12 protein-coding genes and 1 pseudogene are annotated in these 13,630 nt (G+C 49.7%); 6 read left to right on the forward strand and 7 right to left on the reverse strand.

Annotation, left to right across the window (positions count from 1 at the left end; translation table 11 throughout):
- Window positions 1-11: 11 nt before the first annotated feature.
- The 3 genes from mdaB to qseB all read right to left on the reverse strand — a co-directional run bounded on the left by mdaB (window position 12) and on the right by qseB (window position 2,708).
- Window positions 12-593 (reverse strand): NADPH:quinone oxidoreductase MdaB, encoded by a 582-nt coding sequence (mdaB, locus tag AACU94_RS00770; protein WP_000065441.1) that lies wholly within the window; start codon window positions 591-593, stop codon window positions 12-14.
- 109 nt (window positions 594-702) lie between these two features.
- Entirely contained in the window at window positions 703-2,052 is a 1,350-nt protein-coding gene (gene qseC / locus AACU94_RS00775) for a quorum sensing histidine kinase QseC (protein WP_135488740.1), read from the reverse strand.
- Window positions 2,049-2,708 (reverse strand): quorum sensing response regulator transcription factor QseB, encoded by a 660-nt coding sequence (qseB, locus tag AACU94_RS00780; RefSeq protein ID WP_130223937.1) that lies wholly within the window; start codon window positions 2,706-2,708, stop codon window positions 2,049-2,051. The genes qseC and qseB overlap by 4 nt, the downstream gene beginning before the upstream one ends.
- 151 nt (window positions 2,709-2,859) lie before the next feature.
- On the opposite strand from qseB, the gene ygiW reads away from it, so the two are divergent.
- The 6 genes and pseudogenes from ygiW to ftsP all read left to right on the forward strand — a co-directional run bounded on the left by ygiW (window position 2,860) and on the right by ftsP (window position 9,633).
- Window positions 2,860-3,252, forward strand: a complete 393-nt coding sequence (gene ygiW, locus AACU94_RS00785; protein ID WP_096251400.1) for an OB fold stress tolerance protein YgiW — start codon at window positions 2,860-2,862, stop codon at window positions 3,250-3,252.
- A gap of 51 nt (window positions 3,253-3,303) precedes the next feature.
- On the forward strand, window positions 3,304-3,786 hold the full coding sequence (locus AACU94_RS00790) for an AraC family transcriptional regulator (RefSeq protein WP_135488741.1): 483 nt from the start codon (window positions 3,304-3,306) through the stop codon (window positions 3,784-3,786).
- A 24-nt stretch (window positions 3,787-3,810) separates the two neighbouring features.
- Window positions 3,811-4,788, forward strand: a pseudogene (locus tag AACU94_RS00795) (ABC transporter substrate-binding protein); the annotation flags it as partial.
- 137 nt (window positions 4,789-4,925) lie between these two features.
- On the forward strand, window positions 4,926-7,175 hold the full coding sequence (gene parC / locus AACU94_RS00800) for a DNA topoisomerase IV subunit A (RefSeq protein ID WP_135488742.1): 2,250 nt from the start codon (window positions 4,926-4,928) through the stop codon (window positions 7,173-7,175).
- A 234-nt stretch (window positions 7,176-7,409) separates the two neighbouring features.
- Complete coding sequence (gene plsC, locus AACU94_RS00805; RefSeq protein ID WP_000965725.1) at window positions 7,410-8,147, forward strand: 1-acylglycerol-3-phosphate O-acyltransferase; 738 nt, start codon at window positions 7,410-7,412, stop codon at window positions 8,145-8,147.
- Between the two features lie 73 nt (window positions 8,148-8,220).
- Window positions 8,221-9,633 carry a cell division protein FtsP gene (gene ftsP / locus AACU94_RS00810; protein WP_130218174.1) on the forward strand — a complete coding sequence of 471 codons (1,413 nt, stop codon included), beginning with the start codon at window positions 8,221-8,223 and terminating at the stop codon, window positions 9,631-9,633.
- A gap of 88 nt (window positions 9,634-9,721) precedes the next feature.
- Here ftsP and AACU94_RS00815 read toward each other — a convergent pair whose 3' ends face one another.
- From AACU94_RS00815 to AACU94_RS00830, 4 genes are all read right to left on the reverse strand, one after another.
- Entirely contained in the window at window positions 9,722-11,026 is a 1,305-nt protein-coding gene (locus AACU94_RS00815) for a TRAP transporter large permease (RefSeq protein ID WP_135488743.1), read from the reverse strand.
- Window positions 11,027-11,036: 10 nt separating this feature from the next.
- On the reverse strand, window positions 11,037-11,519 hold the full coding sequence (locus AACU94_RS00820) for a TRAP transporter small permease (protein WP_135488744.1): 483 nt from the start codon (window positions 11,517-11,519) through the stop codon (window positions 11,037-11,039).
- 41 nt (window positions 11,520-11,560) lie between these two features.
- On the reverse strand, window positions 11,561-12,544 hold the full coding sequence (locus AACU94_RS00825; protein WP_135488745.1) for a TRAP transporter substrate-binding protein: 984 nt from the start codon (window positions 12,542-12,544) through the stop codon (window positions 11,561-11,563).
- Between the two features lie 72 nt (window positions 12,545-12,616).
- The gene (locus AACU94_RS00830) at window positions 12,617-13,627 is read right to left on the reverse strand and encodes an Ldh family oxidoreductase (protein ID WP_135488746.1); all 1,011 of its coding nucleotides are present in this window, start codon (window positions 13,625-13,627) and stop codon (window positions 12,617-12,619) included.
- Window positions 13,628-13,630: the final 3 nt, after the last annotated feature.

A 13,630-nucleotide genomic window follows, 5' to 3' on the forward strand; every position in this document is an offset into this window, starting at 1 on the left:
CAGAGCCCTAGTTAACCAAAAATCTCTACAAGATGCTTGCGATATTCTTCAGTATAGCGGGGAACATCAGGCATTTTTATCACATCATTAGCGATAAATGTCGGCAGCGGTTCCATACCCAGGAATTGGTTTGCTTTATGGAACGGCAGATACACGCCGTCAACGCCAACGCCGTGGAAGAATTGGTCTTTTTCGGTGAAGGCTTCCATTGGTGCGTTCCAGGTCAGGGAAAGCATATATTTTTTGCCCTGTACCAGGCCGCCAGAACCGTATTTTTTTGACGGATCTTTGCGGGTACGACCATCGCTGGCATACAGCGTGCCGTGACCTTCGGTGAACACATCATCGATATATTTCTTCACCGTCCACGGTGCGCCCATCCACCAACCTGGCATCTGCCAGATCACCACATCAGCCCAGAGAAAGTTTTGTACTTCGGCTTTGACATCGTAGTCGCTCTCGGCGCGAACGATGCGGACATCATGCCCGAGGTCGCGCAGCGTACCATCCGCGACTTCGGTCAAGGTGTCGTTCAGTTGACCATTGGAGTGGGCGAATTTTTTCGCGCCGTTGATAATCAGGATGTTGCTCATTTTTTATCCTCAAGGTGAGACGTTTGCCGACTATGGTACGTCACAGAGCGGTGCGGTGAAATTAGCAAAATGTGCAAAGTCTTTTGCGAATTTTGCAAAAATATCACCACTACCAGCTCACCTTCGCCTCAAATCCACCTTGTTCCGCATTCCCAAACACAACATTCATGCCATGCAATTTGGCGATTCGCTGGACAATCGATAGACCAAGCCCGCTGCCGGTAGCGGTTTGTCCTGGTGGGCGGTAGAAACGTTCACCAATTCGCGCAAGCGCCTCTGGCGTCACACCGGGGCCGTTGTCTCTTACGGTGAAATTATCTGCATTTAGAGTGACGTCCACCACGCTGCCCTGTGGACTGTAACGTACTGCGTTATCCAGCAGATTTCGTACCAGTAGACTTAGTAATAGCGGTTGTCCGGTGCGTTTGATGCCGCGGGCATTGAGCGTCAGCCGCACGTCAATTTTTGCCTGCTGCGCTGTATGGTAAATATCCATCACTGACGATTGCAGGAGGTCTTCAAGCGGGATCTCCGCGACATCCTGAAGGTTATCCAGCGAGTCGAGCCGCGACAGGGTGAGCAACTGATCAACCAGGCGTGTGGCGCGATCGATCCCCGAATGTAATTGCATCAGTGCTTTTTTCCGTGCCTGCGGATCATCGTCAGAAAGCTGTGCGACTTCGGTTTGTACTTTCAGCGCTGTTAACGGGCTACGCAGTTCGTGAGCGGCATCAGAGGTAAAGCGGCGCTCACGGACCATCATCGCATGTGTGCGGGCGAACAGTTGATTCAACGACTCGACCAGTGGACGTACTTCGCTGGGTACGCCAGTAGTATTGAGTGGTTTTTCCGAGTCAGGGTCACGCATACGTAGCGCCAGCGCCAGTTTGTTCAGCGGCGCGAGTTCACGCCCCAGTAGTACCATCATGATGATTAACATAATGGGCAGCGCGATAAGCCACGGGATCAGTTGTCCGATGACAATCGCCAGCGCCATGTCTTCGCGGTATTCCCATTCCTGACCTACAACGATGCGGTATTTACCATCAGACGACGTCATCCAGACAAAACGCCAGGGATCATCTTCATCTACCAGTTGACCGTTAGTAAATCCTTCACGTTGATAGCTGTAGGGAATGTCTTTTCCGTTATCGCCATCATTGAGCACCATTTTGCCGTCGTGGGTAAAGATGGCAAAGGTCAACGCATCGTCATCCACATGACCATGTTTTAATTTATTTGGTGTCCGTGCCATGCGATCCGCAGCGTTAATCTCGTTGAGATCGAGCGTACTTAACCGTTTGGCAAACAGCATCAGTTGGGTGTCGAACAGTTCATCGACGTTATCCGTTGTTTGCTTCCAGGCGACAAAGCTGGAAAGCAGCCAGGTCACCGAGGCCAGAATTAAAAAGATTAGCGTCAGCCTGACTCGCAGACTAAGACGTTGGGTAAATTTCATTTCTCACCTAATGTGTAGCCTATACCGTGAACGGTACGAATAAAGTCACTGCCAAGTTTGCGCCGCAGATGATGCACATGCACTTCAACGGCATTACTGGTGACCTCTTCGTCCCAGGTATACAGTTTTTCTTCAATCAGTTTGCGTGGCAGTACCCGACCAGCGTTACGCATCAGTAATTCCAACAGGGCAAATTCTTTTGGTTTCAGCGTTAAGGGTTCGCCAGCCAGCGTGGCGATACGTTTGCCGGGGTCGAGCATGACGTTACCGTGGCGCAGCTCGTTGCTGGCCTGGCCGTTGGTTCGGCGCATCAGAGCTTCCAGCCTGGCGGCGACTTCTATCAACGCAAAAGGTTTGCATAGATAATCGTCGGCTCCCAGGCGCAAACCTTCCACGCGTTCGGCCAGAGCGTCGCGAGCGGTGAGAATCAGTACCGGTTCACGCTGACCTTTACTCCGCCACTCGCGTAAAATATCGCGACCATCCATTCCCGGTAAGGTGAGATCAAGGATCACCGCGTCATAAGGCGCGCTATAAAGCGCCTCTTTTCCCTGACGGCCTTCCGTAAACCAGTCGACGCTAAAACCCATCTTACTCAGACCTGTTTTGATGCCATCGCCAATCAGCATGTCATCTTCTATCAGTAAAATTCGCATCTTTTCATCCCTGCGATAACTGTATTTGTTGCAAGTAAACCGTGTTGTAACGTGCTCTGTACAGCCCTAAATTTTCTTTTTTTTCCTTAAGAAGTTGTTAAGGACTATCTTGTTTAATGCTCGGAAACAGACATTAAAGGGAGTAACAAACATGAAAAAATTCGCAGCAGCAATTGCAGTAATGGCCCTGTGCAGCGCACCGGTAATGGCAGCAGAGCAGGGTGGTTTTTCTGGCCCATCGGCAACACAAAGTCAGACCGGAGGATTCCAGGGGCCGAACGGCAGCGTAACTAACGTAGAAAACGCGAAATCTCTGCGTGACGACACCTGGGTAACCTTGCGCGGGAATATCGTTGAGCGCATCTCTGACGATCTGTACCTGTTCAAAGATGCCAGCGGCACCATCAATGTAGATATCGACCACAAACGCTGGAACGGTGTGACGGTAACGCCGAAAGATACGGTTGAGATTCAGGGCGAAGTGGATAAAGACTGGAACTCTGTTGAAATTGACGTTAAACAGATCCGCAAAGTAAACCCGTAATTTTACCGCTCCCGGGACGCGTTCCCGGGAATAATTTCGCAGGGAGGCAAAATGAAAAACCAGACCTTGAAAGTAAGTGTTATCGATTTTCCATCCACCCATGTGGCGATGTTGCCACATCGCTGTAGCCCTGAGTTGCTTAACTACAGCGTGGCAAAATTTATCATGTGGCGCAAAGAGACGGGGCTTTCTCCTGTTAACCAAAGCCAGACTTTTGGCGTCGCCTGGGACGATCCTGCCACCACCGCGCCTGAAGCATTTCGCTTTGATATCTGTGGCAGCGTTAACGAACCGATTCCGGATAATCGTTATGGCGTGAGTAATGGTGAACTTACTTCGGGACGTTATGCCGTAGCCCGCCATGTTGGCGACCTGGATAACATATCTCACACTATCTGGACCATCATTCGCAACTGGCTTCCTGAAAGCGGCGAGAAAATGCGTAAAGCACCGCTCCTGTTTCACTACACCAATCTTGCCGAAGGGATGACAGAGCAGCGACTGGAAACGGATGTTTATGTGCCGTTGGTGTGATGGGGAATCTTGTGAGCCAAATGTGCCTTTGTGCTTGATAAATGGGTGGTTAACGAAAAGATTACTGCTCGCAAAAATTCTAAGTACCGCGATGCAGAGCATACCGTTTTGCAGCAGGTCGAGTATCTGGCCCTGGATAATTCGGTCACTGGCTATAACCGCTATCGCGCGGGAGAGGTCGATCTTACCTGGGTTCTGGCGCAGCAAATTCCCGCTATTGAAAAATCACGGCCTGGCGAGATGCAGATTATCCCGCGTCTGAACAGCGAATATTACAATTTCAACACGCGGAAACCGCCGTTTGACGATGTTCGTGTCCGGCGGGCGCTATATCTGACGGTCGACAGGCCGTTAATCGCGCAAAAGGTACTCGGGCTGCGAACGCCTGCAACCACGCTGACGCCGCCAGAGGTAGAAGTTTTTAGTGCGGCGACGTTCGATGAACTGCAACAGCCAATGAGTGAGCGCGTGGCGACGGCAAAAGCATTGCTGAAACAGGCGGGATACGACGCCTCTCACCCGCTACGCTTTGAACTGTTCTACAACAAATACGATCTGCATGAGAAAACGGCGATAGCCTTGTCTTCCGAATGGAAAAAATGGCTTGGCGCACAGGTGACGCTGCGCACGATGGAGTGGAAAACGTATCTTGATGCCCGGCGTAGCGGTGATTTCATGTTGTCGCGGCAGTCGTGGGATGCGACGTATAATGATGCTTCCACCTTCCTGAACACGCTTAAAAGCGATAGTGAAGAGAACGTCGGTCACTGGAAAAACACGCAGTATGACGCGTTATTGAATCAGGCGGCGCAAACCACCGATGCGGGGAAACGTAATGCGCTGTATCAACAGGCCGAGGCCATTATCAACCAGCAGGCTCCGCTCATTCCCATCTACTATCAACCGCTGATCAAACTGCTTAAACCCTACGTTGGCGGTTTCCCGCTGCATAATCCTCAGGATTATGTCTACAGCAAAGAGTTGTATATCAAGGCACATTGATGCCTTTATCGCCGCCGGAGCACGTCCGGCGGCGCTAATGACGCTGATCTCCTGTGACTCGACGCGGCAGATAATGTAGTATCTCCAGCAATATTGCCCCTTTGAAGGCTGGCGAATAAGTTGAGGAATCAGAATTAATGAGCGATATGGCAGAGCGCCTTGCGCTGCATGAGTTTACGGAGAACGCCTACTTAAACTACTCCATGTACGTGATCATGGACCGTGCGTTGCCGTTTATTGGTGATGGTCTGAAACCCGTTCAACGCCGCATTGTGTATGCGATGTCAGAACTGGGCCTGAATGCGACCGCCAAATTTAAAAAGTCGGCTCGTACTGTCGGTGACGTACTGGGTAAATACCATCCGCATGGCGACAGCGCCTGCTATGAAGCGATGGTGCTGATGGCGCAGCCATTCTCTTACCGTTATCCGCTGGTGGACGGGCAGGGGAACTGGGGGGCGCCGGACGATCCGAAATCGTTCGCAGCAATGCGTTACACCGAATCCCGCCTGTCGAAATATTCCGAGCTTTTATTAAGTGAACTGGGGCAAGGAACGGCAGATTGGGTGCCAAACTTCGACGGCACGTTGCAAGAGCCGAAAATGCTCCCCGCCCGCTTGCCGAATATTTTACTTAACGGCACCACCGGCATTGCCGTCGGCATGGCGACGGATATTCCGCCGCACAACCTGCGTGAAGTCGCGCAGGCGGCAATTGCCTTAATTGAGCAGCCCAATACCACGCTCGACCAGTTACTGGATATCGTGCAGGGGCCGGACTACCCGACCGAAGCGGAAATCATTACCTCCCGTGCCGAGATCCGTAAAATCTACGAGAACGGTCGCGGTTCTGTGCGGATGCGCGCGGTGTGGAAGAAAGAAGATGGCGCGGTGGTTATCAGCGCACTACCGCATCAGGTTTCTGGCGCGCGCGTGCTGGAGCAGATTGCTGCGCAAATGCGCAACAAGAAGCTGCCGATGGTTGACGATCTGCGCGATGAATCTGACCACGAGAACCCGACCCGTCTGGTGATCGTGCCGCGTTCCAACCGCGTGGATATGGAGCAGGTGATGAATCACCTCTTCGCCACCACCGATCTGGAAAAGAGCTATCGTATTAACCTCAATATGATCGGTCTGGATGGGCGTCCGGCGGTGAAAAACCTGCGGGAAATCCTCACTGAATGGCTGGTGTTCCGTCGTGATACCGTACGCCGCCGTCTGAACTATCGTCTGGAGAAAGTCCTCAAGCGCCTGCATATCCTCGAAGGTTTGCTGGTGGCGTTTCTCAACATCGACGAAGTGATTGAGATCATTCGTAATGAAGATGAACCGAAACCGGCGCTGATGTCGCGCTTTGGCATTACGGAAACTCAGGCGGAAGCGATTCTCGAACTGAAACTGCGTCACCTCGCCAAACTGGAAGAGATGAAGATTCGCGGTGAGCAGAACGAGCTGGAAAAAGAGCGCGATCAGTTGCAGGGCATTCTGGCTTCCGAGCGCAAAATGAATAACCTGCTGAAGAAAGAGCTACAGGCCGACGCACAAGCGTATGGCGACGATCGCCGTTCGCCGTTGCAGGAACGCGAAGAAGCGAAAGCGATGAGCGAGCACGACATGTTGCCGTCTGAGCCGGTTACCATTGTGTTGTCGCAGATGGGCTGGGTGCGTAGTGCCAAAGGTCATGATATCGACGCCCCTGGTCTGAACTACAAAGCAGGTGATAGTTTCAAAGCTGCGGTGAAAGGTAAGAGTAACCAGCCTGTGGTGTTTGTAGACTCTACTGGACGCAGCTACGCCATCGACCCCATTACGCTGCCTTCAGCGCGTGGTCAGGGCGAACCGCTCACCGGTAAACTGACGTTGCCGCCAGGCGCTACCGTTGATCACATGCTAATGGAAAGCGACGATCAGAAACTGTTGATGGCTTCCGATGCAGGTTACGGATTCGTCTGTACCTTTAACGATCTGGTGGCGCGTAACCGTGCAGGTAAAGCACTGATTAATCTGCCAGAAAACGCGCATGTTATGCCGCCAGTGGTGATTCAGGATCCTTCCGATATGTTGCTGGCGATTACTCTGGCTGGACGTATGCTGATGTTCCCGGTCAGTGAGCTCCCGCAACTGTCGAAGGGTAAAGGCAACAAGATCATTAACATCCCGTCGGCAGAAGCCGCTCGTGGCGAGGATGGTCTTGCACATCTGTATGTCCTGCCCCCACAAAGTACGCTGACGATTCATGTCGGGAAACGCAAAATCAAACTGCGCCCGGAAGAGTTGCTGAAAGTGACCGGTGAGCGTGGCCGTCGCGGCACCTTGATGCGTGGTTTACAGCGTATCGACCGCGTCGAGATTGACGCTCCGCGACGCGCTGACAGCGAAGAGTAAAATGCAGGAGAGGGCCGTACCTTCTCCTGTCAAAAAGGTGAACCGGATGAAACGTTGAAGTCGTCATCCGGTGCCGCATTTAGTCTGTATAAACAATAAAAATTCCCTTGAAACCGTTGTTTATTCATGCGTTGCGATTAACAATACGTTTTTCCAGAGAGCGGCTTTTAACAATGCCCTAACCTGATTTCAGGTGACGTACAATGCCAGTCTCTCAGATCTTCAGAGGGTGTTATGCTATATATCTTTCGTCTTATTATTACCGTTATTTACAGCATCTTAGTCTGTGTATTCGGCTCCATTTACTGCCTTTTCAGCCCGCGTAATCCGAAGCATGTGGCTACCTTCGGGCATATGTTTGGTCGTCTTGCGCCGCTGTACGGCCTGAAGGTCGAATGTCGCAAACCTGCTGATGCCGAAAGCTACGGTAATGCTATCTATATTGCTAACCATCAGAACAACTATGACATGGTGACGGCATCAAACATCGTGCAGCCGCCGACAGTCACTGTAGGTAAAAAGAGTTTGCTGTGGATCCCCTTCTTTGGGCAGTTGTACTGGTTAACCGGTAACTTATTGATCGACAGAAACAACCGTACTAAGGCACACGGCACTATCGCGGAAGTGGTGAATCACTTCAAAAAACGCCGTATTTCCATCTGGATGTTCCCGGAAGGTACCCGCAGTCGTGGTCGCGGCCTGCTACCGTTCAAGACCGGGGCATTTCACGCGGCAATTGCAGCAGGTGTGCCGATTATTCCCGTGTGTGTTTCCACGACTTCGAATAAGATTAATCTTAACCGACTGAATAATGGTTTAGTGATCGTAGAAATGCTGCCGCCAATTGATGTCAGTCAATATGGTAAAGATCAGGTTCGCGAGCTGGCGGCCCATTGTCGTTCGATAATGGAACAAAAAATCGCCGAGCTCGATAAAGAAGTCGCAGAACGCGAAGCCGCCGGAAAAGTTTAAGTCGGCAATCTGTATTTTTGCGGGAACACTTTCCTGCACGGTATTACTTTAGCCAGTTTTACATGGAGCAAATATGTCACTCAGTCGGCGTCAGTTCATTCAGGCATCGGGGATTGCACTTTGTGCAGGCGCTGTTCCCCTGAAGGCCAGCGCAGCCGGGCAACAGCAACCGCTACCCGTTCCGCCGCTGCTTGAATCTCGCCGTGGGCAACCGCTGTTTATGACTGTACAACGTGCGCACTGGTCATTTACGCCAGGAACGCGCGCGTCGGTCTGGGGAATCAATGGCCGTTACCTGGGGCCGACTATCCGCGTCTGGAAGGGCGACGATGTTAAGCTTATTTACAGCAACCGCCTGACAGAAAATGTCTCAATGACGGTGGCCGGGCTACAGGTACCAGGCCCGCTGATGGGCGGTCCGGCACGGATGATGTCGCCAAACGCTGACTGGGCACCCGTACTGCCTATTCGCCAGAACGCAGCTACTCTGTGGTATCACGCCAATACCCCCAACCGCACGGCTCAGCAGGTCTATAACGGCCTTGCCGGGATGTGGCTGGTGGAAGATGAAGTCAGCAAGTCGCTGCCTATTCCCAACCATTATGGTGTGGATGATTTTCCGGTCATTATTCAGGATAAACGGCTGGATAACTTTGGTACGCCAGAATACAACGAACCGGGAAGCGGCGGCTTTGTTGGTGATACGCTGCTGGTTAACGGTGTACAAAGCCCGTACGTTGAAGTCTCGCGTGGCTGGGTGCGCTTGCGACTGCTGAACGCGTCGAACTCTCGTCGCTATCAACTACAGATGAGTGACGGACGCCCATTGCATGTAATTTCAGGCGATCAGGGATTCCTGCCTGCTCCTGTATCGGTGAAGCAACTTTCGCTGGCACCGGGCGAGCGTCGCGAGATTCTGGTGGATATGAGCAACGGTGATGAAGTGTCTATCACCTGTGGCGAAGCGGCGAGTATTGTTGATCGTATTCGTGGCTTCTTTGAGCCATCCAGCATTCTGGTTTCTACGCTGGTGCTAACGCTGCGCCCAACTGGGCTATTGCCGCTGGTCACTGACAGCCTGCCGATGCGCCTGTTGCCGACTGAAATTATGGCCGGTTCACCGATTCGTAGTCGTGATATTAGCCTGGGTGACGATCCTGGTATCAATGGGAAGTTGTGGGACGTCAACCGTATTGATGTCACCGCGCAGCAAGGAACGTGGGAGCGCTGGACCGTACGCGCGGACGAACCGCAAGCGTTCCATATTGAAGGCGTGATGTTCCAGATCCGTAACGTTAACGGCGCAATGCCGTTCCCGGAAGACAGAGGCTGGAAAGATACCGTTTGGGTCGACGGACAAGTGGAGCTGCTTGTCTATTTCGGTCAGCCTTCCTGGGCGCACTTCCCGTTCTACTTTAATAGCCAGACGCTGGAAATGGCCGATCGCGGCTCGATAGGGCAGCTGTTGGTCAATCCGATACCGTAATGGACCAATTAAATCTCCTGGCGATATGCAGTCACGGTGAGGAAAGACGTAAACAGACGGGCCTGAATCATTCAGGCCCGTCTGTTTGTCAGGTTGAAAATAATCCTGGCAGCATCAGACTAAGCTGCGGGAAATAACAAATAATTGCCATTACTACAAACAATGCCAGAAACATCGGCAGTAATGGTTTTATTGCCCTGTCGATACTGACCTTACCAATGCTGCACCCCACAAACAGAATGGTGCCGACAGGTGGTGTGCAAAGGCCAATGGTTAAGTTGAAAACCATAATTATGCCGAAGTGAATGGGATCAATCCCCAGATGTTGGGCGATCGGCAGGAAAATAGGTGTAAATATCAGGATCGCCGGCGTGATATCCATAAAGGTACCGACGATCAACAGAATAATATTAATAATAAATAGAATGACCCATTTGTTATCCGAAACACTGGTAATCAGTTCGTTGATCAACTCAGGAACATCAGCATTCGTCATGGCCCATGACATCCCCATAGAGCAGCCTACCAGCAACAGAACAATTGAACTGGTTACTACGGAGTCTAACAGGATGTCATTGAGTTTCTTGATGGTGATTTCACGGTAAATCATTGCCAGGACTAAACTATAAATTACCGCAATTGCTGATGCTTCTGTGGGCGTGAATACCCCTGCGATAATACCGCCAATAATGATAAAAATAAGCATCAGGCTGGGAATTGATTCGCGGAATACCTGCAAAAACTGACGAAAATTGATGCGTTCGGCTACCGGATAATGGTTACGTCGCGCATAAAGTGCAGCCACAAACATTAAAGCAATAGCGGTGAGAATGCCTGGCAAGTATCCGGCTAAGAACAACGCAGCAACAGAAGTCCCTCCGCTGGCGAGTGAATAGACAATCAACACATTGCTCGGTGGGATCATCAGGCCAATAGGTGCAGAGGCAATATTAACCGCCGCAGAGAACGCCGGATCATAGCCCTCTTTTTCCTGCAGTGGTGACATAATGCCACCTACTGCGGCAGCTGATGCCACAGCTGAACCTGAAATCGCACCAAACAGTGTATTCGCGAGAATATTACAATGAGCCAGTGAGCCAGGAAGACGCCCAACTAATGCTTGCGCCAGGTTAACCAGTCGTCGGGCGATGCCTCCGGTATTCATAATGTTTCCGGCTAACACGAAAAAGGGAATGGCTAATAACGTAAAGCCATCCAGTCCTACTGTCATTTTTTGCGAAATCACAGAAATGGCGGCATCGGGTGGTAAGGCAGTAATAATAGATAACAGTGAAGAAAGGCCAATGGCAAAAGTAATTGGCACACCTATTGCCAGCATGACGGCAAAACTACCAAATAAAATTAAGATGGGGTAGATATATTCAAAGTCCATACATCCCTCGTTAATGAGAATTCCATTTTCTATAGTTATCGATAATATTCATCACTGAATACCAGACCAGAATAAAACCACTGACAGGCATAACCCAATAGACTTTATCCATTGGCCATTTTAATACAGGGGAAATTTGTCCAACATGTTGGGCCTTTTCAACAACAATATTTCCGCCATAGATCATGAAAATAATTGCAAAGACGGTAATGATAATTTGGATAAAACTGTCAAGTGTCAGAACAGATACCGCAGGAAGTTTCTGCGCCAACAAGTCAATAGCCAGATGTTTTTTTAAACCGGCTGTATATACACCGCCTAATAATATCATCCACATAAATAAAATTTGGGTAAATTCATCAAGCACGGTGCTGGGAGCATTAAAAATAAAACGAGCAATAACTTGCCAGGTTACGCAGAACACCATAATGGCAAGAATGATGCTGCAACATCCGGAAAGGATCTTGTTAAGAATATGAGTGAGTGTGCGCATAAGTCTTCCATGAAAGGGCAGGAATTACCTGCCCATTAAGGTTACATACTTTCTACTTGCTCAAGGTTTTTAGCCGATTGTGCATCTTTCGCCTTGAATTCATCGTATAGCGGTTTTACGCGTTCTTTGAAAGCGGATTTATCAACATCAACCACTGTTGCGTTCATCTCTTTCATTTTGTCGTAGGCTTCTTTTTCAGCGGCAGGCCAGATGACATCTTTCATTTGCATCATTGATTCATCGGCTGCCTTTAATAATGCCGTACGCTCTTTGTCGCCAAGTTTATTCAACACATTGGTGCTGATAATTAACACATCAGGCACCATGGTGTGCTCATCACGTGAATAGACTTTTGCCACCTCGGCGTGACGCATATCAGAATAGACAACGGTATTGTTCTCTCCGCCATCAACAACACCTTGCTGGAGCGCAGTGTAAAGTTCTCCCTGAGCCATCGGTGTGGCGACACCGCCAAGTGCTTTCATCATTGCAATGGCGCTGGGGCTTTGTTGAACCCTAATTTTCATTCCTGCTAAATCTTCAGGTTTTGTAATCGGTTTATTGGAATAAAAACTTCTCGCACCGCCGTCATAATACGTGATACCGACGAAGCCTTTGCTTTCTGATGATTTGAGTATTTTTTTACCTAAATCACTTTGCAGAACGCGATAATAATGATCACGGTCACGGAATAAGAAAGGCAGGCTGAAAAGACTGTAATCCGGGGCGAAAGATTCCAGTGACGCAGCATTCACTTTCACCATCTGTAATGCGCCTGAGTTCATTAACTCCAGTGATTCGCGCTCGTTACCCAATGTCGCATTTGGGTAAATACGAATAACTAATTCACCGTTTGAATATTCTTTTGTTTTATCAGCTAAATAGCTTAATGCTTTATGGACAGCATGGCTTTTATCCTGATTATGACTGAGTTTTAATGTTGTTTTCGCCAGTGTGGTATTGGAAATTAATAAACAACTGGTTAACAGCATAAGCGATGCCGTCAGAGGACGAAGTGCTTTCATATCCTGCTCCTGGTTAATATAACAGAAACGATAAATACAGCGCTTTTCTATCGTTATAATAAAAAGTGGTTATTAATTCGTTGTCAGATAATGGAAAATCCCTGCCGGAACTGGAATGCCTTCCTGCTGACATTTTTCTTTATAGTGCATTTGTGGATCGTTCGGTGCTAATACTTTTTCAACGCCGGGAACTGGTTTAACGGCATGCAGCTCCGTGACCATTTGCGCCATGGTTTTTGCAAAAACAGGATTGCCGAGCTTTTTCGGATCGATGGCAATGACCAAACTTGCCAGCTTACGCATCTTGTCATAATCACCATACATACGAACAATATGGTTGCCAAAATTCGCATTCATCAGCACGCCAGTCAGTGCATCTATAGCCAGCGCAATTCCTGAACCTTTGTGTTGGCCGAAAGGTAGCAGGTTTTCAATCTTGTGCGGATCAGTGGTGCCATAACCGTCTTTATCTATCGCCAGCCCTTCACCAATATGTTTTCCGGTTTCTTTTGCATGAAGTATTTTGCCGAAAGCCGTGGCACTGGTCGCCATATCAACAATCATCGGATGGCTGTTTTCCACCGGAAAGCCAAAGGCGATGGGGTTAGTTCCCAAAAAGCGCCCGGCACCGCCATGAGGCGCTACGCAGGTATCGGTTTGCGTCATTACGATAGCAATCAATCCTTGGTTGGTGACCATCTCTGCAAAATAAGATAACGCGCCACAGTGAGAGGCGTTTTTAACGCTAACAAACCCAAGACCTTCTTCCTGTGCCAGTTTGATGGCGTGCTCTGTGGCACTAATTAATGCTGAATGCCCCATCCCGTCATCAGAGTCGAGAATGGCCACTGACGGTGATATTTGCTCAATACTAAATTGCGCGGTTTTATTTAACCCTCCGGCAGCAAGGCGAGTGCAATAATGTTCGACACGCATAACACCGTGAGAATGCACACCGGTAATATCGGCATGTACTAAAACATCCGTAACTTGTTGTGCGGTGTTAGTATCCAGCCCGGCAGTATATAATTTGTGGTGTACCAGTGATTTTAAATTTGCTTCACCGACATAAACAGTTGTCATCTT

Source organism: Escherichia sp. E4702, assembly GCF_963883545.1.
GTDB lineage: Bacteria > Pseudomonadota > Gammaproteobacteria > Enterobacterales > Enterobacteriaceae > Escherichia.